This window comes from Pseudomonas sp. BS3782 TE3695 (assembly GCF_050435305.1).
Lineage (GTDB): Bacteria > Pseudomonadota > Gammaproteobacteria > Pseudomonadales > Pseudomonadaceae > Aquipseudomonas.
This window is the reverse complement of record NZ_JBNDKB010000001.1, coordinates 1271811-1295926: the sequence shown is the minus strand read 5'-3', so window position 1 is coordinate 1295926 and position 24116 is coordinate 1271811. Positions and strand designations below refer to the sequence as shown.

Here is a 24116-nt window from a genome sequence, read left to right as displayed (position 1 = left end):
AGACTGATACACTGCGCGACATTTTGTTTTGCAGGCCAGTCCCGTGACCACCATCGCCACCGCTTTTAATACTTTGCCGCTGTCTGCCGCCATGCTGGCTAACCTCGACTCCCTCGGTTATGCCCAGATGACGCCGATCCAGGCGCAAAGCTTGCCGGTGATCCTCAAGGGGATGGACCTGATCGCCCAGGCCAAGACCGGCAGCGGCAAGACCGCCGCCTTCGGTATCGGCCTGCTGAACCCGATCAATCCGCGCTTCTTCGGTTGCCAGGCGCTGGTCATTTGCCCGACTCGCGAGCTGGCTGACCAGGTCGCCAAGGAAATTCGTCGACTGGCCCGTGCCGAAGACAACATCAAGGTCCTGACCCTGTGTGGCGGCGTGTCCTTCGGCCCGCAGATCGGCTCGCTGGAGCACGGCGCGCACATCATCGTCGGCACTCCGGGGCGCATCCAGCAGCACTTGCGCAAGGGTTCGCTGGTGCTCCATGGCCTGAACACGCTGATCCTCGACGAAGCCGACCGCATGCTCGACATGGGTTTCTACGATTCCATCGAAGAAATCATCGCCCAGACCCCGGAGCGCCGCCAGACCCTGCTGTTCTCCGCCACGTACCCGGTGGGCATCAAGCAACTGGCCTCTAAATTCATGCGCACCCCGCAGATCGTGAAGGCCGAGGCGTTCCACGACGATACGCAGATCGAGCAGCGCTTCTACGAGATCTCCCCGGAAGAGCGTATGGACGCGGTGGTCAAAGTCCTCGCGCATTTCCGTCCGGCGTCCTGCGTGGCCTTCTGCTTCACCAAGCAGCAGGTTCAGGAAACCGTTGATCACCTGACCTCCAAAGGCATCTCCGCCGTCGGCCTGCAGGGTGATCTGGAACAGCGTGACCGCGATCAGGTATTGGCCATGTTCGCCAACCGCAGCACGTCGGTACTGGTTGCCACCGACGTCGCCGCGCGCGGTCTGGACATCGATATGCTCGACATGGTGATCAACGTCGAACTGGCCCGTGACTCGGAAATCCACATTCACCGCGTCGGCCGTACCGGCCGGGCGGGCGAGAAAGGCATCGCGATCAGCCTGGTCGCCCCGTCCGAAGCCCACCGCGCCCAAGCCATCGAGCAGCTGCAGAAGTCGCCGTTGAGCTGGGATCAGCTGAGCAACCTCAAATCCCAGGGCGGCGCACCGCTGCTGCCGGTGATGAGTACGCTGTGCATCGGCGCTGGCCGTAAAGACAAGGTACGTCCGGGCGACATTCTCGGTGCACTGACCGGCGATGCCGGCATCCCGGGTGCCCAGGTCGGCAAGATTGCGATTTTCGACTTCCAGGCTTACGTGGCCGTGGAACGCGGGATCGCCAAGCAAGCCTTGCAGCGCCTGAACGACGGTAAAATCAAAGGCCGCTCGCTGCGCGTGCGCATTTTGTAAGCGATCGTCTGGCTGACAGAGATCAAATGTGGGAGCGGGCTTGCTCGCGAAAGCGGACTGACAGACAACATCTATGTTGAATGTACTGACCCCTTCGCGAGCAAGCCCGCTCCCACATTGGTTTGCCGGTGAATTTAAAATTCGTGTGAGGACACCGTTTTGCGCTCTACCGAAGTCGTGATCATTGGCGCTGGCGCCGCAGGGTTGATGTGTGCGCTGACCGCCGCCGGGCGCGGGCGCAAGGTGATGTTGCTCGATCATGCGAACAAGGCCGGCAAGAAAATCCTCATGTCGGGGGGTGGCCGCTGCAATTTCACCAATATGTACACCGAACCGGGCAATTTTCTCTCGCAGAACGAGCACTTCTGCAAATCCGCCCTGGCGCGCTACACCCAGTGGGATTTCATCGGTCTGGTGGCCAAACATGGCGTGCCGTACCACGAGAAGAAACTCGGCCAGTTGTTCTGCGATAACAAATCCAGCGACATCCTCCAAATGCTGCTCGAGGAGTGCGATCAGGCCGGCGTCAGCCTGCACCTGGACACCTCGATCCAGCACATCGAAAAAATGGAAAGCGGCTATCTGCTGCAAACCACCCTCGACCAAATTACCTGTGAGTCTCTGGTGATCGCCACCGGAGGCCTGTCCATTCCGACCCTCGGTGCCACCGGTTTCGGTTATCAAGTGGCCAAGCAGTTCGGTCATGACCTGCTGCCAACCCGCGCCGGCCTTGTGCCGTTCACCATCACCGATCAGCTCAAGGCGCTTTGCACCGAGCTGTCCGGTACGTCGGTGGACTGCCTGGTTAGCTGCAACGATCAGAGTTTCCGCGAAAACATTCTGTTCACTCACCGCGGCCTCAGCGGGCCGGCGATCTTGCAGATTTCGTCGTTCTGGGAATCCGGCGACACGGTGGAAATCAACCTGATGCCGGATCACGACGTGCCGAGCTGGCTGCAACAGCAGCAGGCCGAACGTCCCAACAGCGAGTTGAAAAACCCTGCTCGGTGAAATCTTCACCAAGAAAATGGCCAACCTGTTGGCGGACAACTGGTTCGTCTCCAAACCGATGAAGCAGTACACCCACGCCGAGCTGGCGGACATCGCCGAAAAACTGGCGAGCTGGAAAGTCGTGCCGGCCGGCACTGAAGGCTACCGCACTGCCGAAGTGACCCTGGGCGGCGTCGACACGCGCGAGGTGTCGTCCAAGACCATGGAATCGCTGAAAAGTCCGGGGCTGTATTTCATTGGTGAAGTGCTCGACGTCACCGGACATCTGGGTGGTTTCAATTTCCAATGGGCCTGGGCTTCAGGCTACGCCGCCGCGCAATTCGTCTGACCACACCACTCGCTGCAGGATGTGTAGGAGCTGTGTAGGGGCTGTGTAGGAGCTGTGTAGGGGCTGTGTAGGAGCTGCGTAGGAGCTGTCGAGTGAAACGAGGCTGCGATCTTTTGACTTTGCTTTTTAAACGCAAAATCAAAAGATCGCAGCCTTCGGCAGCTCCTACAGGGGATTTCATTTCAAGGCGATAAACCCCTGTACGCCAGGGAAGGAACAGATTTTGCTGTCAGATGTGATCGGCGCCATTGCGTCGACGTCATTAGTGGCTCAATTTAGCGTCATTGCCTCGGAAGGCCTTCGCACTTCATGTCATCAACCACATTTCGGCAGTCTCTGCGTCGCCTCTGGGCGCTGGATAAATTCAGCTACAGCGTGCGGGTATTCATCGCCCTGACCGGCACCATGGCGCTGTGTTGGTATCAGGATGAAATGGGGCTGCTGATCCCGTTGTTCCTGGGGATCATCGCCAGCGCCCTGGCCGAAACCGACGACAGTTGGCAGGGTCGCCTCAATGCGCTCGCGGTGACGCTGGTGTGTTTCATGGTCGCGGCCTTGTCCGTCGAACTGCTCTTCCCCTACCCCGTCCTTTTTATCATCGCCTTTGCCCTGGCCAGCTTCTGCCTGACCATGCTCGGCGCGTTGGGCGAACGGTACGGCGCGATTGCTTCGGCAACGTTGATTCTGTCGGTGTACACCATGATCGGCGTGGACCAGCGCGGTGGCGCGGTCACTGATTTCTGGCACGAACCGGTGCTGTTGGTAGCCGGTGCGGCCTGGTACGGCTTGCTCTCGGTGCTGTGGCAGGCGCTGTTTTCCAACCAGCCGGTGCAGCAAAGCCTGGCGCGGTTGTTCCGCGAACTGGGTTATTACCTGAAGCTGAAATCGTCGCTGTTCGAACCGATCCGGCAGATGGACGTGCAAGCGCAGCGCCTGGAACTGGCCCAGCAGAATGGTCGGGTGGTGGCAGCCCTGAACGCCGCCAAGGAAATCATTCTGCATCGGGTCGGCGACGGTCGGCCGGGGGTGAAAGTCAGCCGTTATCTGAAGCTGTACTTCCTCGCCCAGGACATCCACGAGCGCGCCAGTTCCTCGCACTACCCCTATAACGCGCTGGCCGAAGCGTTCTTCCACAGCGACGTGCTGTTCCGCTGTCAGCGCCTGCTGCGCCAGCAAGGCAAGGCTTGCCGCGCACTGGCCGAATCGATCCAGATGCGCCAGCCGTTCACCTATGACGCAAGCTTCGCCGAGGCCCTGAACGACCTGCATGCCTCCCTCGAACACCTGCGTATCCAGAGCAATCCGGCCTGGCGCGGTCTGCTGCGTTCGTTGCGAGCGCTGGCCGCCAACCTCGGCACACTCGACCGTTTGCTCAGCGACGCCAGCAATCCCGATGCGCTCGCAGACGCCACCGACAGCAGCTTGCTCGACCGTTCGCCACGCAGCCTCAAGGATGTCTGGATACGCTTGCGCACGCAGCTGACGCCGACGTCCTTGCTGTTCCGCCATGCCCTGCGCCTGCCCTTGGCATTGAGCATCGGCTACGGCATGGTGCATTTGATCCACCCGTCGCAAGGTTACTGGATCATCCTCACCACGCTGTTTGTCTGTCAGCCAAACTACGGCGCCACCCGCCGCAAACTCGGGCAGCGGATCATCGGCACCGCCATCGGCCTGACCGTGGCCTGGGCGCTATTCGATCTGTTCCCGAACCCGTTGATCCAGTCGAGCTTCGCGATCGTTGCCGGGGTAGTGTTCTTTACCAATCGCACCACCCGCTACACCTTGGCGACTGCCGCGATCACGCTCATGGTGCTGTTCTGTTTCAACCAGGTGGGCGATGGTTATGGGCTGCTTCTGCCGCGCCTGTTCGATACCTTGCTCGGCAGTCTGATCGCCGGGCTGGCGGTATTCCTGTTCCTGCCGGACTGGCAGGGTCGACGCCTGAACAAAGTGCTGGCCAACACCCTCACCTGCAACAGCATTTACCTGCGCCAGATCATGCAGCAATACGCCGTCGGCAAAAGCGATGACCTGGCTTATCGCCTGGCCCGACGCAACGCGCACAACGCCGACGCCGCGTTGTCGACGACGCTGGCCAATATGCTGATGGAGCCGGGGCACTTTCGTAAGGAAGCGGACGTCGGGTTTCGTTTCCTGGTGCTGTCGCACACCTTGCTCAGCTATTTGTCGGGGCTGGGGGCACACCGCGAAACCCAACTACCAACGGAGGTGCGCGAGCATTTGATCGACGGCGCCGGCGCGAATCTGGCCGCCAGCCTCGACGAAATCGCCCAGGGCCTGGCGAGCAAACAGCCGATTGCGATTCAGAGTGATGAGGAAGAAGCGCTGGCCAATGGGCTTGAGCAGATGCCGGATGAGATCGATGAAGGGCAGCGGTTGGTGCAGACGCAACTGGCGTTGATTTGCCGACAACTGGGGCCGTTGCGGACGTTGGCGGCGCATTTGATCAAGGATACGGGCGAGGCTTGAGATTTTTGGTGACCGGGCTGGCCTCTTCGCGAGCAAGCCCGCTCCCACATTTGATCTGTAGTGTTCATAAAATAAATGTTCACCGCAGATCCAATGTGGGAGCGGGCTTGCTCGCGAAGGCGTCATCAGCCACACCACAAAACCCGCTCACATCCCATGCTGCCTGAGCAACTTCTCATAACTCCCATCAGCCTTCATCGCCGCAATCTCACGGTCGAAACCGGCAACGATCTGTTCATGCTGGGGGTTCTTCAGGCTCACCAGAATATGCAGGTTGTTCTCGCTCAATGGCTTGGGCAAAAACTCCACGGCATTGCGTACCTTGAATGACTCCCGAGCCAGGTAATACCGGGCGACAAACTCATCTTCCAGCGTCAGCTTGACCCGGTCGGCCGCGACCATGCGCACGGCCATGGCGAAGCTATGCACCGGTACTTTCTGCAACGACACATTGTCATCGAACTCATGCGAATAGGCATAACCGCGTACGACCGCTATCGGGAAAGTGTGCAGTTGTTGCAGATTATTGAATTCGATCGGCGTGTCTTTGCGCTTGAGAAAGCGCACGCGGTTGAGCAAGTATTCGCCGGAAAACTGTCCCAGCTTCGTGCGCTCCTCGGTGTACCAGGCGTTGACCAGCACGTCGTAACGCCCCTCGCCTACCCCAAACAAGGCTCGTGCCCATGGCACCTGTTCGAAATTACTGGCATAACCGGCCCGGGCCAGAGCAGTACTGACGATGTCCGTGGCCAGTCCGCCATTGACCAGCGTTGCGTCGGTAAAGGGTGGCCAGGCATCGGCTACCAGACGCAGTTTTTGCGCTGTCGCACTCTGTGCCAACAATAGCAATCCAATCAAAGCAAACGCTCGATGCAATCGCGGCATGCCAGAAAATCCTTAGCGGGCGGGTTGCCCGACGTGTTTTTCAGCCAAAACTCCAAGGCCCTTTAGCGGCGAAACCCAGGTCCTAACATTAGCTTATCGACGACATTGCACCGCGCTGCATTGCAGATTACACAAAGAAGACAATCTCGCGAGAAATGAATGATGGCATTTTGGCCCTTGTCACAGATTTCGTTGCCATAAAGACATACCGCCTCAGGACGCTTAGTATCGGAGCACGTGTTCAAGGAATCTGAAGATGACAATCGATTGGGTCTGCAAGCACCACAGCGATCTGGGTAAAGAGCAGCTTTATGCCATTTTGCAGTTGCGCGCCGAGGTGTTCATCGTCGAGCAGAAATGCCTTTATCAGGACATCGATGGCCAGGATCTGGAAGGTGACACTTGCCATTTGATGGGCTGGGACGGGGATCGACTGGTGGCCTATCTGCGTTTGCTCGACCCGGAATTACAGGGCGGCGACGTAGTAATCGGGCGGGTGATCATCGCTCCCGCTGCACGCGGCACCGGGCTTGGGCATGAATTGATGAGCCAAGCGTTGAAACAGGCCGCCAAACGCTGGCCCGAAGTGCCGGTCTATCTATCGGCCCAGGCGCATTTGCAGGGGTATTACGGGCGGTACGGGTTTGTGGTGGTGGGTGAGGTATTTCTGGAGGATGGCATTCCGCATATCGGGATGCGTCGCCCATAAAGGCCTCTTCGCGAGCAAGCCCGCTCCCACATTTGATTTGCGATGTGCACCTGTTTTGTATTCACGGGCGATCCAGTGTGGGAGCGGGCTTGCTCGCGAAGGCGTCAGCCGCAACACCACAAAATCTCAGGGATATTCCAACACCGCTTTAATCTGCCGCAGATTGCGCTCGATCCACCCCCGATCAATCGCCCCCCACTCGCGAATCCGATAGCGCCCCGCATGGTTGCGCGCGCCTTCTTCCTGCTCGAATTCACAAACGATATCGAGGTCCGCCAATGCCGCAATGGTGTCCTGGGCCGTGCGCCGAGGCATGCCGGTGACTTCGGTCAACGCCGGGACGCTGCTGGCCAACCCGCTGTCGATCAGGTACGCCACGTACAACCGGCGGTAGAAGCTGCTTTTGGTCTTGCTCACGTCCATCCATGCGTTCCTTATTAGAAGATCAAGATCAAAAGATCGCAGCCTTCGGCAGCTCCTACGCGCCTGTGGGCGCCGCCGAAGGCTGCGATCTTTTGATCTTGATCTTGATCCTTCAGTGCATATCCCGCCAAGTCAGGTACACCCGCAAATCGAACTCCACCTGGTGATACCCCGGCAACATGTGTTCGCACAGCTTGTAGAACGCCTTGTTGTGATCCGACTCTTTGAAGTGCGCCAATTCATGCACCACGATCATTTTCAAAAACTCGGAGGGCGCGTCCTTGAACAACGAGGCCACGCGAATTTCTTTCTTGGCCTTGAGCTTGCCGCCCTGTACCCGGGAGATCGTGGTGTGCAAGCCGAGCGCGCGGTGGGTCAGGTCCAGGCGGTTGTCGAATAACACCTTGTCGATCGCCGGGGCGTTGCGCAGGTATTCCTGCTTGAGATCAAGGGCATAAGCGTACAGCGCCTTGTCGCTCTGCACCTCATGCTTTTGTGGATAGCGCTGGCTCAGATAATCGTCCAGCCGGCCTTCAGCGATCAGCTGTCGTACCTGGTCCTGCAACGCAGCAGGATAGGCCTGGAGGTATTTCAACGCGGTCATTGGGGCGGCAACACGAGTCACGAAAAGGTCGCCAGTGTAACCAATTCAACTCGCCAGCGCGCTCCAGTCGAACGGCTCGACAAAGTGACAAGTGTCCTCGGCCATCAAGGGCCGCGCGACCAGAAACCCCTGCACATATTGGCAACCGTTGGCTTGCAGCCATTCATATTGCGCCACGGTCTCCACCCCTTCAGCGATGACTAGCAGGCCGAACTGTTTGCACAAATCGATGACACTGCGTGCCAGCGCTGCATCCCGTTCGGATCCCGGCAACCGTGCGATCAAATGCCGATCGAGTTTGAGCGTGTCCAGTTCCAGATCACGCAAGTGCGCCAGCGAACAAGCCCCAGAGCCAAAATCATCCAGCGCCACCCGCACTCCCAAATTGCGCAGCAAACGCAGCTGCTTGCGAGTTTCGTCGGGGTTAAGCATCAAGGCCTCTTCCGTGACCTCGACCTCCAGCTGCCGCGGTTTCAAACCATGGCGGTCCAACACCTGACGCAGCTCGGTGACCAGATTGGGCAAACCGAATTGCGTGCTGCTCAAACTGACGCCCAGCACCAGATCTTCGGCAAACAAGGTTTCCCAGGCTTTTCGCTGTTTGGCCCCACGATGGTAAATCCAGCTGCCCAGGCGACTGATCAACCGCGCCTCTTCCAGCAACGGCAAAAACAGCCCCGGCGGCACATCGCCGACACTCGGATGCTGCCAGCGCAGCAGCGCCTCGAACCCGCGAATCTGCCCGTCGGCAATGGCCACCTGAGGCTGATACACCAGATTGAAATCGCGGTTCTCGATGGCCGTGCGCACGCTCTCTTCAAGCATCAGCCGCGAGCGCGCCCGGCCATTCATTTCGTGATCGTAGAAGCGATATTGCTGACGCCCCGCGCGTTTGGCTTCATACATGGCGATGTCGGACGCGCGCATCAGCCCGTCGAGATTGGCGCCGCAATCGGGGTAAGTGGCAATACCGATGCTGGCGCCCAAGGCGATGTCCATGCCTTCGATTTGCTGACAGATCGACACCCGCTCGATGAGCTTCTCGGCAATCTTCGCTGCTTGCTCCGGCAGCTCAAGATCCAGCAGCGCGGTGAACTCATCGCCGCCCATCCGCGCCAGAATATCGAAGGGCCGCAGACACGCCTTCAACTGCTCGGACACCCATCGCAGCACCCGGTCGCCAGCATCATGGCCGAGGGAATCATTGACCCGCTTGAAGCCGTCGAGGTCCAGGTACAACAGCACCCACGTGCTGTCGGAGCGTTCGCCGCGCAGCAGCAGGTTTTCGACGGTCTGGTAGAACCCCCTACGATTGAGCAGGCCGGTCAGCGGATCGGTCACCGCCTGAAACTCCAGCTGCTGATGCAGATGTTGCACTACTGACATGTCCAGCACCGTTACCACCATGGCACGTTGTTCGGCGGGCAAAGGCGCGCAGGACAACGCCACCGGTACTTGCTGGCCGGGCGCGGTACGCAGCAACGCATCGTGCAAGCGCAGGGTTTCACCACGTTTGTAGCCGGCAAACAATTCGGAGTCGGCCCAGATCGGGATGTGCGGTTTTTGCAGGAAATCCAGAAACTCCTTGCCTTGCAGCTCATGCACCGTGGCATTGAGCAAGCGCGACATCGCCGGATTGGCAAAGCGAATCAGCCCGTCCTCGCCCACCACCAGAATGCCTTCGGCGGCGTTATCCAGCACCGAGGCATTAAAGGCGCGAGCAACTTCCAGGTCATGACTCAACTGCTGCAAAGCACGGCGATTACGCTGATGCTCGAGCAGGGCCTGGACTTTGGGTTTGAGAATTTGCGGATCGAACGGTTTGAACAGGTAATCCACCGCGCCACTGGCGTAGCCCTTGATCACAGCGTCCTGAGATTGTTCGTTGGCGGTAAGGAAAATGATCGGCGTGAGGCGGGTACGCTGGCTGCCACGCATCAATCGCGCCACTTCGAAACCGTCCATACCCGGCATCTGCACATCCAGCAGCACCAGGTCGACATCGTGTTCGAGTAACAGGCTGAGCGCTTCAAAGCCGGAAGCCGCGGTGATGACCTGCCAGTCCTGGCGCTGTAACAACGCGCGCATGCTGATCAGGTTTTCGGGGTAATCATCAACAATTAAAAGGATTGAGCTGCCTTCAGCTGGCATAGGTTGTGCGCATTCCATGCTGCATCTCTTGTTCGGGACCTCAGGCCGGTCTCTTGTAAAAACCGGACACATAATGCGACTTCACTCTAGACCCGGATCCGCAAAAGCAGAAGCTACCGGTGTGCCATCACTTCAGTAAGTTTCATATAGCCGACTAACGGTCAGTCCTACAGGCCCCGGAATCCGGGAAAGATGGCATTTCGACAGGATGTTGACGTCAATCATCTGCCAAACGGGCATTAACAAACAATCGCTCTACGCTTATAAAGACAGCCCGAAGGCGCGGGCTAGAGCTTCTGGCACGTGCGTACAGAAAAAAGTGGAAGTTTGAATATGATCGATCTCGCAACCTGGAACCTCAGCGTTCCTGTCGGCAGTCCGCCGTACACCGTCGAAACAACCAAACTGGTGGACGGCTTCAAGGATCAATATTTCCACTCCGATACCGGCACCTTGTTTTTCTGGGCCCCGGTAACCGGCACCCGCACTGAAAACGCGATTTACCCCCGTACTGAACTCCGCGAAACCTACAGCAATGGCACGCTGAAAAACTGGTACTACCCCGAAGCGGACAACTTCCTGCGTGCGACGCTTACGGTCAACCAGGTTCCCAGCACAGGCAAAATCGTCATTGGCCAGATCCACGCCTACAAAAGCCAAAAACCGATGGTAAAACTCGAATATCAATATAAAGACTACAGCGAGACCGGAAACATCGTCGCCAAAGTTCGCATGCACCCCGACGACGACACCGCCCGGGTCATTACCATTGCCACTGGCATAAAGCTCGATCGGGAATTTTCCTACCTCATCCACCTCAGCCCCGGCGGCGCATTGGGCATCAGTGCGGCCGGCTATCAGTGGGACACCGACATCAGCGCGATGTGGCGTGATAAACCGCTGTACTTCAAGGCCGGCGCCTATGTGCAGGACAACACCGGCTATACCACTGAAGGTGGGGAAGTGAACTTCAGCAGGCTGGATATTGATCACGATACGTAATCCTAAAAGATCGCAGCCTGCGACAGTTCCTACGAGTTACGAGTCCTCTGTAGGAGCTGCCGAAGGCTGCGATCTTTTGATCTTCAGCTCCGAAAATTTCGTAGGAATCCACCCATTGTGGCGAGGGAGCTTGCTCCCGTTGGGATGCGAAGCAGCCCCTCTTTTTGGGGGCCGCTTCGCGCCCCAGCGGGAGCAAGCTCCCTCGCCACAGGTGCTTTATGTCCAACTCCAAGCTCTTCACTGACCGGCATCAGCCCCCATTTAAACGCCAACGTTTAAGGACACTCAGCGTTACTTCATGAAGCCTACAACGGCTTGCGTCACCGCCTACAGGTACGCCAGAATCCGCCGGCTTGTGCGCCTTGAAGCCCACCGGTAACTTGATTCGCGTCACTGATTTCCAGTGATCGGGTTTAGTAGCCCGTGGTGTTTTTTCAGTTAGGTGCAAAGCTCTGTCCATCAGATGTTCCTGTCTGAACGTGATGGTGGCTGTGCTCAGGGCGCTTCGGCGCGCCGGTTAATGCTGATAACTCCCCGGTCTACTAACCTGCGCACAGCTGCCACCCTTCTTTTAGTAGAGAAGGTTAAGCAGCTCCATTCAGGAGTTTTCAGCTTATGTTCAAGGTAACGCCTAATCCGCCGGTCACCGACCCGGCTTCCCCCTACGAATCCCCCGATTCAAAAAAATTCCACGAAGCCGCCGAGCGCGCCCTCGACCATTACCTCAACCCGGCCGCCAACATCATGGCCAGCACCAACGAACCCGAGCCCATGTACTTGGCCAACCCGAAGTACAACACCGAATCCCTGCTGGCCAACGCCAGCGAAACATTGGGCTCGGCCACCACCATGCTCAACAATTTCGCGGCGCTGCTGGAAACCTCCCATCGCAAGACCCTGCTGGGCATCGCCCAAGTGGTCATGCTCGGCGAACTGGCGGTGAACCAGGCACTGGACCACGTCGAATTGAAGGAGTAATCGGGCCCTGGCTGGAGCAAGGTGAGCAAACTTGCCCCCAATAAGAAACCCGCCTCTCGGCGGGTTTCTTATCAACGCAGTTTTACACTCAGGCTCAATTGACCTTAGCGTTCAACTCACCCTTCAGATAACGCTGATACATCGCTTCCAACGAGATCGGCTTGATCTTCGAAGCATTACCGGCAGTACCAAACGCTTCATAACGTGCAATACACACATCACGCATCGCAGTCACGGTCGCGCCGAAGAACTTGCGCGGGTCGAACTCGCTCGGGTTGGTAGCCATCAAACGACGCATCGCACCGGTGGAGGCCAGGCGCAGGTCGGTGTCGATGTTGACCTTGCGCACGCCGTGCTTGATGCCTTCGACGATTTCTTCAACCGGTACGCCGTAGGTTTCTTTGATGTCGCCGCCGTACTGGTTGATGATCGCCAGCCACTCTTGCGGAACCGAAGACGAACCGTGCATCACCAGGTGGGTGTTCGGGATGCGTTTGTGGATTTCCTTGATGCGGTCGATGGCCAGCACGTCGCCGGTCGGTGGCTTGGTGAATTTGTAGGCGCCGTGGCTGGTACCGATGGCGATGGCCAGGGCATCGACCTGGGTGCGTTTGACGAAGTCAGCGGCTTCTTCCGGGTCGGTCAGCATTTGGCTGTGATCCAGAACGCCTTCGGCGCCGATGCCGTCTTCTTCACCAGCCATGCCGGTTTCCAGCGAACCCAGGCAGCCCAGCTCGCCTTCTACCGAAACGCCACAGGCGTGAGCCATGGCTACGGTTTGTTGAGTAACACGGACGTTGTAGTCGTAGTCGGTCGGGGTCTTGCCGTCTTCGCCCAGGGAGCCGTCCATCATCACCGAACTGAAGCCCAGCTGGATGGAGCGCTGGCAGACGTCAGGGCTGGTGCCGTGGTCCTGGTGCATGCACACCGGAATGTGCGGGAACTCTTCGATCGCTGCCAGGATCAGGTGACGCAGGAACGGCGCGCCGGCGTATTTGCGGGCACCGGCCGAAGCCTGGACGATCACCGGGGAGTCAGTCTTGTCAGCGGCTTCCATGATGGCGCGCATCTGTTCAAGGTTGTTGACGTTGAAGGCTGGAACGCCGTAGCCGAACTCGGCTGCGTGGTCCAGCATCTGGCGCATGCTGATAAGTGCCATTGTGTGTGTCTCTCCCGGTTGAGGGTCGTTAATCGTGCCAGCCTGCCGTAGCGGCGGCGGCTATTCAAGTTATTGCAGATCGGGGGCTGGCCCGGGCTGCGAATTCGGTACAACAAAAAACCTGTGTCGCTGAAACCTTGTGGCGAGGGGGCTTGCCCCCGTTCGGCTGCGCAGTAGTCGCAAATCGGACGACGCGGTCTAATTGAAGCATCGCGCCCGCTGGCTTCGGGAGCGCTTCGCACTCCAACGGGGGCAAGCCCCCTCGCCACAAAGGCCCGCTGCCATCTGTGGATCTCTGTTACTCGGCTTTACAACCGCGGCCGATCAAATCATTGGTGGCGACCCAGTACACCAGGCCTTCCTCACCTTTTACGTGAAACGCCAGCATGTCGTTGCTGTACAGCGAACCTTCGGCGCCCGGTTCAAGCTTCAAGCGGTAGACCTGATCGGCGCCGCCCAGTCGAACATCGACTTCCTTGCGGTTGATATCAGTGTAGCGCCAGAGCACTTTGGCCTGGCTGTCGCAGGTCCAGGTGGTCCAGCTGTCCGCGGGCTCGGCAGCGTTGAACAGGTTCAAATTGGCGCAACCTGCCAGCAATGCCAATGCCGCAGCGGCGATAAAGCGTTTCATCCATGTTCCTCGACTGACGGCACACGCCGCCAGCCTTGAGTAAAGAATCAGACCCCTCAAGGGCAACCATGTTCCTTGGCCGGGACCTGTGTCTCGTATTTGTCCAGGCCGTCGGGCCCGGAACGCTTGTTGATCACCGGGTTGGTTTCCGCTTGCCAGTCGGCCTGGTAGCAGCCTTTTTCCTGTGTTTGCGGCGCGGGTTCCGGCGTGGCTTTCGGGTTACTCCCGCAAGCCGCCAGCATACCCGCAGCGATCAACAGCATTAACGTCCTGACCATGTGAACACTCCTTTGCCTGGCCAAATGCGCGGCCTCAGGCCTTGGCCCGGCTTTCCAGGACTTCAACGGCCGGCAGCACTTTGCCTTCGACGAATTCGAGAAACGCGCCGCCGCCGGTAGAAATGTAGGAGATCTGCTCGGCAACGCCATATTTATCGATGGCTGCCAGGGTGTCGCCGCCGCCAGCGATGGAGAACGCCGAGCTTTCGGCGATGGCTTGGGCCAGCACTTTGGTGCCGTTACCGAACTGGTCGAACTCGAACACGCCCACCGGGCCGTTCCACAGGATGGTCTTGGACGACTTCAACAGCTCGGCGAAATTCGCCGCGGTCTGTGGGCCGATGTCCAGGATCATGTCGTCTGCGGCCACGTCGGCAATCAGCTTGACGGTCGCGGTAGCGCTTTCAGCGAATTCCTTGGCAACCACCACGTCGACCGGCAGCGGAACGCTGACTTTGGCAGCGATTTCACGGGCGGTGTCCAGCAGGTCCGGCTCGTACAGGGATTTGCCGACCGGGTGACCGGCAGCGGCCAGGAAAGTGTTGGCAATGCCGCCGCCGACGATCAGCTGGTTGCAGATCTGGCTCAGGCTGTTGAGTACGTCGAGTTTGGTCGACACTTTGGAGCCGGCAACGATAGCGGCCATTGGCTGAGCCGGGGCGCCCAGGGCCTTGCCCAGTGCATCCAGTTCGGCGGCCAGCAGCGGGCCAGCAGCGGCGACTTTGGCGAACTTGGCCACGCCGTGGGTCGAACCCTCGGCGCGGTGAGCGGTGCCGAAAGCGTCCATCACAAACACGTCGCACAGGGCGGCGTATTGCTTGGCCAGTTCGTCAGCGTTCTTTTTCTCGCCCTTGTTGAAGCGCACGTTTTCGAACAAAACGATGTCGCCGGCTTTCACGTCGACGCCGCCCAGGTAATCGGACACCAGCGGCACTTCGCGGCCCAGGGCCTTGCTCAGGTAATCAGCGACTGGCTTGAGGCTGTTTTCGGCCGAGAACTCGCCTTCGGTCGGACGGCCAAGGTGCGAGCAGACCATCACGGCTGCGCCTTTTTCCAGGGCCAGCTTGATGGTCGGCAGCGAAGCCAGGATTCGCGCATCGCTGGTGACAACACCGTCCTTGACTGGGACGTTGAGGTCTTCGCGGATCAGTACGCGCTTACCTTGCAGATCGAGGTCGGTCATCTTCAACACGGTCATGGGTCGCAATTCCTGGATAGCTGTTTTAGAGAGCAGGTTTTGGTTGTGGTGCAGCTGCTTGCAAATAGTGTTCTGCAACGTCCAGCATTCGATTGGCAAAACCCCATTCGTTGTCGAACCAGGCCAGGATGTTCACCAGCCGTGGGCCGGAAACGCGAGTCTGACTGGCATCGACGATGGCCGAATGTGGGTCATGATTAAAATCACAACTGGCGTGAGGCAACTCGGTGTAGGCCAGAAGGCCCTTGAGCGGGCCATGGGTGGCGGCCTCGCGCAGAATCCGGTTGACCTCGGCGGCGTCGGTATCACTTACGGTCTGCATCGTAATGTCGAGGCAGGACACGTTAACCGTCGGCACCCGCACGGCTTTGGCCTGAATTCGCCCGGCAAGTTCCGGCAACAGGCGTTCGATGCCTCGCGCCAGACCAGTGGACACCGGAATCACCGACTGGAACGCCGAACGGGTGCGGCGCAGGTCTTCGTGGTGATAGGCGTCGATCACCGGCTGATCGTTCATCGCCGAATGGATGGTGGTGATCGACACGTATTCCAGACCAATGGCCTGATCCAGCAGGCGCAACAGCGGCACACCGCAGTTGGTGGTGCAGGAGGCGTTGGATACCAGCAGTTCGTCGCCGGTCAGGCAATCCTGGTTCACGCCATAGACGATCGTGGCGTCGACATCCGCCTCGCTGGCCATCGGCTGGGAAAACAGCACACGCGGCGCACCGGCATCGAGGAACCGCTGGCCATCGGCACGCGTGTGATAGGCGCCGGAGCACTCCAGCACCAGATCGACGCCCAGTGACGCCCAATCGATGCCTTCGGGGGTGGCACTGCGCAGGATCTTCACGCAGTCGCCTTTAATATGCAGACAATCGCCCTCGACCCTTACCTCACCGGGAAACCGCCCGTGTGTGGAGTCAAAGCGTGTCAGGTATTCGATGCTGGCCATGTCGGCCAGATCGTTGATCGCGACAATTTCAAACCCTGCCGCCGAGCCTCGCTCAAACAACGCACGCAAGACGCAACGACCAATCCGGCCGTAGCCGTTGAGTGCAACTTTGTAAGGACGCGGTTGAGGCATGGGGGTTCTCGATTACCGTGGTGAATCCGTCATTGCAGCGTTGACTGGCCCGACGCCTTCGCGAGCAAGCCCGCTCCCACAGGAGAATGCGATCTCATGTGGGAGCGGGCTTGCTCGCGAAAGCGGCAGTCCAGACGACACATTTTCTGGATCAGTCTTCCAGCAGCTCTTCAGCCTGACCCAGGATGTTTTCCAGGGTGAAGCCGAACTCTTCGAACAAGGCAGGCGCAGGCGCCGACTCGCCGTAGGTGGTCATGCCGATCACGCGGCCTTCCAGGCCCACGTACTTGTACCAGTAGTCCGCGTGAGCGGCCTCGATGGCGATACGGGCGCTGACCTGCAATGGCAGAACCGCTTGCTTGTAGCCGGCGTCCTGGGCTTCGAAGACGCTGGTGCACGGCATCGAAACAACACGCACCTTGCGGCCTTGCTCGGTCAGTTTGTCGAAGGCTTGAACGGCCAGGCCGACTTCCGAACCGGTGGCGATCAGGATCAGCTCAGGCTCGCCTGCGCAGTCTTTCAGCACGTAGCCGCCGCGATTGATGCATTCGATCTGCACGGCATCACGGGTTTGGTGCTGCAGGTTCTGACGGGAGAAGATCAGTGCCGACGGACCGTCGTCACGCTCCAGCGCGCATTTCCAGGCCACTGCCGATTCAACGGCATCGGCCGGACGCCAGGTGTCGAGGTTCGGCGTGCAGCGCAGGCTGGCCAGTTGCTCGATCGGCTGGTGAGTCGGGCCGTCTTCGCCCAGACCGATGGAGTCGTGGGTGAACACATAGATGATGCGTTTCTTCATCAGCGCCGACATGCGCACCGCGTTGCGGGCGTATTCCATGAACATCAGGAAGGTCGCGCCGTAAGGAACCAGGCCGCCGTGCAAGGCCACGCCGTTCATGATCGCGCTCATGCCGAACTCGCGAACGCCGTAGTACATGTAGTTGCCGCTAGCGTCTTCGGCGGTGACGCCTTTGCAACCTTTCCACAGGGTCAGGTTGGAACCGGCCAGGTCCGCCGAACCGCCCAGCAGTTCCGGCAACAGCGGGCCGAACGCGTTCAGGGCATTCTGGCTGGCTTTACGACTGGCGATGGTTTCGCCCTTGGCCGCGACTTCAGCGATGTAAGCAGCCGCTTTTTCCGCGAAGTCTTCCGGCAGATCACCGCTCAGACGACGAATCAGTTCGTTGGCCAGCTCCGGGAAGGCCGCGGAGTAAGCAGCGAAGCGCTGATCCCACTCGGCTTCGGCAGCGCGACCGGATTCCTTGGCGTCCCACTCGGCATAAATATTGGCCGGGATTTCGAACGGGCCGTGGTTCCATTTCAGTGCTTCACGGGTCAGAGCGATTTCCGCGTCACCCAACGGGGCTCCGTGGCAGTCTTCCTTGCCCTGCTTGTTCGGCGAACCGAAACCGATGGTGGTCTTGCAGCAAATCAGCGTCGGCTGCTCGCTTTTGCGGGCCGTGTCGATGGCGATCTTGATTTCTTCCGGGTCATGACCGTCGACGTTGCGGATCACCTGCCAGTTGTAGGCCTCGAAACGCTTTGGCGTGTCGTCGGTGAACCAGCCTTCGACTTCGCCGTCGATGGAAATGCCGTTGTCATCGTAGAAGGCAATCAGTTTGCCCAGGCCCAAGGTGCCGGCCAGGGAGCTGACTTCGTGGGAAATGCCTTCCATCATGCAGCCATCACCCAGGAAAACGTAGGTGTGGTGGTCAACGACGTTATGGCCCGGACGGTTGAACTGCGCCGCCAGGACTTTCTCCGCCAACGCGAAACCCACGGCATTGGCCAGGCCTTGACCCAGTGGACCGGTGGTGGTTTCGACGCCCGGGGTGTAGCCGTATTCCGGGTGACCCGGGGTGCGGCTGTGCAGCTGGCGGAAGTTTTTCAGATCATCGATCGACAGGTCATAGCCGGTGAGGTGCAGCAGCGAGTAGATCAACATCGAACCGTGACCGTTGGACAGCACGAAGCGGTCCCGGTCGGCGAACGATGGATTGCTCGGGTTGTGCTTGAGGTAGTCACGCCAAAGTACTTCGGCGATATCCGCCATACCCATAGGGGCACCGGGATGGCCGCTGTTGGCTTTTTGCACGGCATCCATGCTGAGGGCACGAATGGCGTTGGCACGCTCACGACGGCTGGGCATCGCTGTTCTCCTGCGGATATTGAGTTAATAAAACGAAACGGAAAAAAGGCGAGCATTTTCCCTCACCGACCGCCTTCGGGGCAATGACAGATAGTCATCGGAAGGCGTTTTTCCAATGGATAACAGCGTATTCGACTGATGAAACCTTTCCGCTGTTCGTTTGCTGACTAAACCTAACGCTGAAAAGTGCCATCTATCGAGCAATATCAAAACTTTTTGATATTGCTCTTGCGATGATTTCTGACCGTCACTAGACTGCTGGCCTTATGAATTTACGCGTGCCTTCCATTCGACATGACGATTGCGATGAGCTGGCGGCCCTGTGCAAGGCCGGCGGCGATCCGCTGCGGCTGAATGTATTGCGCGCGCTGGCCAACGATTCGTTCGGCGTACTGGAACTGGCGCAGATCTTCGGCATCGGTCAGTCCGGCATGAGTCATCACCTCAAAGTGTTGGCCCAGGCCGACCTGGTGGCGACCCGTCGTGAAGGCAATGCGATTTTCTACCGTCGCGCCCTGCCCCACACCGATCTGCTGGGCGGCAAGCTGCATGCCGCGCTGCTGGAAGAAGTGGACAACTTGACCCTGCCTGCCGATGTGCAGTCGCGGATCGGTCAGGTCCACGGGCAACGAGCAGCGGCCAGCCAGGACTTTTTCTCACGGGTCGCGGAGAAGTTTCGCGCCCAGCAAGACTTGATCGCCGGCCTGGCGCAATACCGCGAAAGCGTGGTGACACTGCTCGACAAGCTGAGTTTCGGCCCAGGCGCCACAGCCATCGAAGTGGGCCCCGGCGATGGCGGTTTTCTGCCGGAGCTGGCGCATCGTTTCGTTCAAGTCACAGCGCTAGATAACAGCCCGGCGATGCTCGATCTGGCCCGCCAGGTCTGCGAACGTGAAATGCTGGCTAACGTCAGCCTGCAACTGGCCGATGCATTGAACGGTGTGAGCCTCAAGGCTGATTGCGTTGTACTGAACATGGTGCTGCACCATTTTGCCGCGCCGGCCGAAGCGCTCAAGCGCATGGCCGACTTGCTGCAACCGGGCGGAAGCCTGCTCGTGACAGAGTTATGTAGCCACAACCAGAGTTGGGCCAGGGAGGCCTGCGGTGATCTGTGGTTGGGGTTTGAACAGGACGATCTGGCCCGTTGGGCCACCGCTGCGGGACTCGTTCCCGGGGAAAGCCTCTATGTAGGCTTACGTAATGGTTTCCAGATTCAGGTCCGCCATTTTCAGCGACCGCCTGGCGACACTCACCATCGGTAAATTCAGGAAAAAATCGAGATGAGCGAATACTCCCTCTTCACCTCCGAGTCCGTGTCTGAAGGGCATCCGGATAAAATCGCCGACCAGATTTCCGATGCGGTGCTGGACGCCATCATTGCTGAAGACAAATTCGCCCGCGTGGCGTGCGAGACGCTGGTGAAAACCGGCGTGGCAATCATCGCAGGTGAAGTTACCACGTCGGCCTGGGTCGATCTGGAAGACATCGTCCGTAACGTGATTCTCGACATCGGCTACAACAGCTCCAATGTCGGCTTCGACGGTGCGACCTGCGGCGTGATGAACATCATCGGCAAGCAGTCCCCCGACATCAACCAGGGCGTTGATCGTGCCAAGCCTGAAGACCAGGGCGCCGGTGACCAGGGCCTGATGTTCGGCTACGCCAGCAACGAAACCGACGTGCTGATGCCAGCACCGATCACCTTCTCGCACCAGCTGGTTAAACGTCAGGCTGAAGCCCGTAAATCCGGCCTGCTGCCTTGGCTGCGCCCGGACGCCAAGTCGCAAGTGACTTGCCGTTACGAAGGCGGCAAGGTTGTCGGTATCGACGCCGTCGTACTGTCGACCCAGCACAACCCTGATGTCTCCTACAAAGACCTGCGCGAAGGCGTGATGGAGCTGATCGTCAAGCACGTACTGCCTGCCGAGCTGCTGTCCAAGGACACCCAGTTTCACATCAACCCGACCGGTCAATTCATCATCGGTGGCCCGGTGGGCGACTGCGGCCTGACCGGGCGCAAAATCATCGTCGACAGCTACGGCGGCATGGCCCGTCATGGCGGCGGCGCGTTCTCCGGCAAGGATCCATCGAAAGTAGACCGTTCGGCGGCCTACGCCGGTCGTTACGTGGCCAAGAACATCGTGGCTGCAGGCTTGGCCGAGCGTTGCGAGATTCAGGTTTCCTACGCAATCGGTGTTGCCCAGCCTACGTCGATTTCGTTGAACACCTTCGGCACCGGCAAAATCAGTGACGACAAGATCGTCAAACTGGTTCGCGAAGTGTTCGACCTGCGGCCATACGCGATCACCACCATGCTTGACCTGCTGCACCCGATGTACCAGGAAACCGCTGCGTACGGCCACTTTGGTCGTACTCCAGCAACCAAGACTGTGGGCGACGATACGTTCACCACTTTCACCTGGGAAAAAACCGACCGCGCTGACGACCTGCGTGTCGCCGCTGGCCTGTAAGACTTTTCCTGCGGAACCCAAAGCCCCGCACGGTTCGCCGTGCGGGGCTTTTTCATGGGGAAGATCAAAAGATCGCAGCCTTGGCGTACACCTGTAGGAGCTGCCGAAAGCTGCGATCTTTTGATCTTCGCATTTGGAAACACGCAGAATTACACCCTCGCAACCCACACCCGAAAACTGACTAGCCTTGAAAGCATCCCACTGAGCAAGGACGCTCTCGATGCTGCCCAACCTGCACCTGTTTTTCGCTTTCCTGCTGACCTTCGCCAGCCAGACCGCCACTGCCGCCGAATGCCCCGATTGGCCGCCCGCCCGCGCGCAGCAAGAAATCTCTATCCTGCAACTGCAAATCGATCGCTGGGACGACAGCTACCACCGTGAAGGCCAATCGCTAATCGCCGATGAACTCTATGATCAGTCCCGGGCGCGATTGACCGAATGGCGCGAGTGTTTTGATTCAGCCCCCTCCGCCGAACCATTACGTACCGCCGGCGGCACAATTGCTCACCCCATCGCCCATACCGGCCTGGAAAAACTGCGCGATGGGCGTGCCGTCGAAGCCTGGCTGAAAGATCGGGGCGAAGTGTGGATTCAGCCCAAGGTTGACGGTGTAGCGGTGACGTTGATTTATCGTAATGGCTGGTTGCACCGGGCTATCAGTCGGGGAGACGGGGTAAACGGCCAGGACTGGACAGCCGCGGCACGCCAGATCGCCGCCATCCCGCAAAAACTTTCGCAGTCGTTGGACTTGCTGGTGCAAGGCGAACTCTATTGGCGCCTGACCGAACACGTACAAGCCGAGGCCGGCAGCCTCAATGCCCGCGCCACGGTGGCCGGGTTGATGGCACGCAAGGCGCTGAGCGCCGAGCAGGCCGCCGGTATCGGTTTGTTTGTCTGGGACTGGCCGCAAGGCCCGAAAAGCCTGCCCGACCGGGTGACAGCTCTGGAAACGTTGGGGTTCCCGAGTACGGCACCCTACAGTCAGCCGATCGAGGCATTTGCCGATGCCGAACGCTGGCGCGATCACTGGTATCGCTCGCCCCTGCCCTTTGCCAGTGACGGGGTCGTGCTGCGCCAGGACCAGCGCCCACCGGCCGAGCGCTGGCAGGCGAAAACGCCTTACTGGAGCGCCGCCTGGAAATACCCCTTCGTCCAGGCGCTGGCCGAGGTGCGCAAGGTTCACTTCAAGATTGGACGAACCGGCCGCATCACACCGGTGCTGGATCTGGTACCGGTGATGCTCGATGACCGGCAGATCAGGCGCGTCAGTGTCAGCTCCCTGCAACGCTGGGAAGCGCTGGATATTCGCTCGGGCGATCAGGTCGCCATCAGCCTGGCGGGGCTGACCATTCCCAGGCTCGATGGGGTCGTATTGCGCAGCACCGAACGCCCGGCATTGAACGTACCGCTGGCGGCCGACTTTCATTCTTTAAGCTGCTGGCAGCCCACGCCCGGCTGCGAAAGCCAATTCCTCGCACGTCTGAGCTGGCTCAGTGGCAAACAGGGGCTGGCCTTGCCTCATGTCGGGCCGCGCACCTGGGAGAAACTGCTCAAGGCCGAACGCCTCAACAGCCTGGTCGATTGGTTGACCCTTGATGAGCAAGAGCTTGCTAAGATTGACGGCTTCGGCGAGCGCAGCAGTGCTCGTCTTTTGGACAGTTTCAACAGCGCCCGGCAACGTCCCTTCGCTCGCTGGCTCAAAGCCCTGGGTTTGCCGCCGACTGGCCAGGCACGCCTCGCCGACTCATGGCAGGCGCTGGCACAACGAAACACCGAACAATGGCAGGCCGAAGCCGGCATCGGCCCGGGGCGCGCAGCGCAATTGAGCGCATTTTTCCGCGACCCGCAGGTCCTGGCCTTGAGTGAGACATTACGTGTTGCCGGGATTGATGGTTTCTAGACGCCAGCCCGCTCTGAGAGCCGGGAACCCAAAGGGGCCGATGCGCTCAAACAGCCCATCGCCATATCGAATTTTTCACCTGGAGCTTTTATGAAACTTCTTTCACCGCTTGCCGTGTTGACCCTGTGCAGCGTGATGGCCGCTCCATTGATGGCCGACGAAGATGCCCCGGGCCTGACCGGTTGCGCCGCCAAAAAACAAGGCATCATCAACCAGATCGAACTGGCCAAATCCCGCGGTAACACCGATCAACAGGCTGGCCTGGAAACCGCCCTGAACGAAGTCACTGCCCATTGCACCGACGCCTCCTTGAAGAAGGAGCGGGAAAACAGGGTGCTCGACGCCAAGCACGAAGTCAGCACACGTCAGGCCGACCTCGAGAAGGCGATGAAAAAAGGCGACGCCGAGAAGATCAACAAGCGCAAAGACAAACTGGCTCAATCGCGCAAGGAGTTGCAGGAAGCACTAGATGAGCTGGATAAATAGTCTGGCTTGAACAAGGCACTTTTGTGGCGAGGGGGCTTTGCCCCCGTTGGGTTGCGAAGCAGCCCCAAAATTGCAACCGCAATCATTCTGTCGATTGCATTAGCTGGATTGCGACTGCTACGCAGTCGAACGGGGGCAAGCCCCCTCGCCACAGGAGAGCGCCGCCAATCAATGATCCCGAAACTCTTTATGGCACGCACTGCAGGCATCTTCGACTTTCTGTACCGCCGGCCCCAGGTTGCTGACCTTGTAGGGCTGGACCTTGCTGGCAATCACCAGTTCACCGGTAGCGCCTTCAAGGGTGCGGGCCAGCTCCTGGAAACGTGCCTGCTTCTGCCAGACATCATCCTTGGCGCTGGTGTGATCCTCTTCGCGCACCTGCGGGAAGTGTTTCCACGGCTCACGGGACAACGCGTCGAGCTTCACCGCGCCGTCAACGAATTTCGGGCCATCGAATGGAATACGCCCACGCAACATGCCGCCCAGGTCTTCGCCGGTCTTGAGCATTTGCTTGAAGATCGTCTTACGCTGACCCAGTGGCGAGTTCGGGTCGACACCACCGCAGGCGGATAAGGTCAGACAGGCCAGCAATACAATGGAAAGTCTTTTAAGAATCATGGTGGCTTCAGGTCACTGGAAACGGCGGCCAGTATCCTCGCGTCACCGGCAAAGACCAATAGCCCTATTATCAATACGGGTTGTTTGAGCGCATGGAGCACTCAGGCAACCGGCAAAGGAATTACT

Annotated in this window: 20 protein-coding genes and 1 pseudogene; 10 read left to right on the top strand and 11 right to left on the bottom strand. The window is 59.1% G+C overall.

Annotated elements, in window-relative coordinates:
* Window positions 1–91 precede the first annotated feature (91 nt).
* The 3 genes and pseudogenes from dbpA (at window position 92) to yccS (ending at window position 5261) form a co-directional block, all read left to right on the top strand.
* The gene (dbpA, locus tag ABH909_RS05830; protein ID WP_238542572.1) at window positions 92–1429 is read left to right on the top strand and encodes an ATP-dependent RNA helicase DbpA; all 1338 of its coding nucleotides are present in this window, start codon (window positions 92–94) and stop codon (window positions 1427–1429) included.
* A 159-nt stretch (window positions 1430–1588) separates the two neighbouring features.
* Window positions 1589–2768: pseudogene (locus tag ABH909_RS05825) on the top strand (NAD(P)/FAD-dependent oxidoreductase).
* 309 nt (window positions 2769–3077) lie between these two features.
* Window positions 3078–5261: a YccS family putative transporter gene (yccS, locus tag ABH909_RS05820; protein ID WP_429431186.1), complete on the top strand. Its 2184-nt coding sequence runs from the start codon at window positions 3078–3080 to the stop codon at window positions 5259–5261.
* Window positions 5262–5408: 147 nt separating this feature from the next.
* Here yccS and ABH909_RS05815 read toward each other — a convergent pair whose 3' ends face one another.
* Window positions 5409–6146, bottom strand: coding sequence for a substrate-binding periplasmic protein (locus ABH909_RS05815; RefSeq protein WP_429431184.1), 738 nt, complete (start codon window positions 6144–6146; stop codon window positions 5409–5411).
* 256 nt (window positions 6147–6402) lie between these two features.
* Between ABH909_RS05815 and ABH909_RS05810 the strand changes: the two genes are divergently transcribed.
* Window positions 6403–6855: a GNAT family N-acetyltransferase gene (locus ABH909_RS05810; protein ID WP_429431182.1), complete on the top strand. Its 453-nt coding sequence runs from the start codon at window positions 6403–6405 to the stop codon at window positions 6853–6855.
* 126 nt (window positions 6856–6981) lie between these two features.
* On the opposite strand, the gene ABH909_RS05805 is transcribed toward ABH909_RS05810, so the two are convergent.
* The 3 genes from ABH909_RS05805 to ABH909_RS05795 form a co-directional block, all read right to left on the bottom strand.
* Window positions 6982–7278 carry a winged helix-turn-helix domain-containing protein gene (locus ABH909_RS05805; protein ID WP_007894945.1) on the bottom strand — a complete coding sequence of 99 codons (297 nt, stop codon included), beginning with the start codon at window positions 7276–7278 and terminating at the stop codon, window positions 6982–6984.
* A gap of 112 nt (window positions 7279–7390) precedes the next feature.
* On the bottom strand, window positions 7391–7882 hold the full coding sequence (locus ABH909_RS05800) for a M48 metallopeptidase family protein (protein ID WP_429439760.1): 492 nt from the start codon (window positions 7880–7882) through the stop codon (window positions 7391–7393).
* A gap of 45 nt (window positions 7883–7927) precedes the next feature.
* The gene (locus tag ABH909_RS05795; RefSeq protein WP_429431180.1) at window positions 7928–10051 is read right to left on the bottom strand and encodes a putative bifunctional diguanylate cyclase/phosphodiesterase; all 2124 of its coding nucleotides are present in this window, start codon (window positions 10049–10051) and stop codon (window positions 7928–7930) included.
* Window positions 10052–10366: 315 nt separating this feature from the next.
* On the opposite strand from ABH909_RS05795, the gene ABH909_RS05790 reads away from it, so the two are divergent.
* Both ABH909_RS05790 and ABH909_RS05785 read left to right on the top strand, forming a co-directional pair.
* Window positions 10367–11035: a polysaccharide lyase family 7 protein gene (locus ABH909_RS05790; RefSeq protein WP_429431178.1), complete on the top strand. Its 669-nt coding sequence runs from the start codon at window positions 10367–10369 to the stop codon at window positions 11033–11035.
* 615 nt (window positions 11036–11650) lie between these two features.
* A complete protein-coding gene (locus tag ABH909_RS05785) occupies window positions 11651–12013 on the top strand; it encodes a DUF6124 family protein (RefSeq protein WP_429431176.1) in 363 nt (120 codons plus the stop codon).
* 94 nt (window positions 12014–12107) lie between these two features.
* Here ABH909_RS05785 and fba read toward each other — a convergent pair whose 3' ends face one another.
* The 6 genes from fba to tkt all read right to left on the bottom strand — a co-directional run bounded on the left by fba (window position 12108) and on the right by tkt (window position 18515).
* A complete protein-coding gene (gene fba / locus ABH909_RS05780) occupies window positions 12108–13172 on the bottom strand; it encodes a class II fructose-bisphosphate aldolase (RefSeq protein ID WP_008081027.1) in 1065 nt (354 codons plus the stop codon).
* A 298-nt stretch (window positions 13173–13470) separates the two neighbouring features.
* Window positions 13471–13803: an MliC family protein gene (locus tag ABH909_RS05775; RefSeq protein WP_429431174.1), complete on the bottom strand. Its 333-nt coding sequence runs from the start codon at window positions 13801–13803 to the stop codon at window positions 13471–13473.
* A gap of 56 nt (window positions 13804–13859) precedes the next feature.
* Entirely contained in the window at window positions 13860–14081 is a 222-nt protein-coding gene (locus tag ABH909_RS05770; RefSeq protein WP_192344875.1) for a hypothetical protein, read from the bottom strand.
* 34 nt (window positions 14082–14115) lie between these two features.
* Window positions 14116–15279 (bottom strand): phosphoglycerate kinase, encoded by a 1164-nt coding sequence (locus tag ABH909_RS05765; protein ID WP_007894933.1) that lies wholly within the window; start codon window positions 15277–15279, stop codon window positions 14116–14118.
* A gap of 25 nt (window positions 15280–15304) precedes the next feature.
* Window positions 15305–16366 (bottom strand): erythrose-4-phosphate dehydrogenase, encoded by a 1062-nt coding sequence (gene epd / locus ABH909_RS05760; RefSeq protein WP_429431171.1) that lies wholly within the window; start codon window positions 16364–16366, stop codon window positions 15305–15307.
* 151 nt (window positions 16367–16517) lie between these two features.
* Window positions 16518–18515, bottom strand: a complete 1998-nt coding sequence (tkt, locus tag ABH909_RS05755) for a transketolase (protein ID WP_008074843.1) — start codon at window positions 18513–18515, stop codon at window positions 16518–16520.
* 266 nt (window positions 18516–18781) lie between these two features.
* Between tkt and ABH909_RS05750 the strand changes: the two genes are divergently transcribed.
* From ABH909_RS05750 to ABH909_RS05735, 4 genes are all read left to right on the top strand, one after another.
* Window positions 18782–19777: an ArsR/SmtB family transcription factor gene (locus tag ABH909_RS05750; RefSeq protein ID WP_429431169.1), complete on the top strand. Its 996-nt coding sequence runs from the start codon at window positions 18782–18784 to the stop codon at window positions 19775–19777.
* Between the two features lie 18 nt (window positions 19778–19795).
* Window positions 19796–20986, top strand: a complete 1191-nt coding sequence (gene metK / locus ABH909_RS05745; RefSeq protein ID WP_429431167.1) for a methionine adenosyltransferase — start codon at window positions 19796–19798, stop codon at window positions 20984–20986.
* Between the two features lie 220 nt (window positions 20987–21206).
* A complete protein-coding gene (ligB, locus tag ABH909_RS05740) occupies window positions 21207–22886 on the top strand; it encodes an NAD-dependent DNA ligase LigB (RefSeq protein ID WP_429431165.1) in 1680 nt (559 codons plus the stop codon).
* A gap of 90 nt (window positions 22887–22976) precedes the next feature.
* Complete coding sequence (locus tag ABH909_RS05735; RefSeq protein ID WP_429431163.1) at window positions 22977–23372, top strand: DUF1090 domain-containing protein; 396 nt, start codon at window positions 22977–22979, stop codon at window positions 23370–23372.
* Window positions 23373–23540: 168 nt separating this feature from the next.
* Here the strand turns inward: ABH909_RS05735 and ABH909_RS05730 are convergent, their stop codons facing one another.
* Window positions 23541–23990, bottom strand: coding sequence for a c-type cytochrome (locus tag ABH909_RS05730; RefSeq protein WP_429431161.1), 450 nt, complete (start codon window positions 23988–23990; stop codon window positions 23541–23543).
* Window positions 23991–24116: the final 126 nt, after the last annotated feature.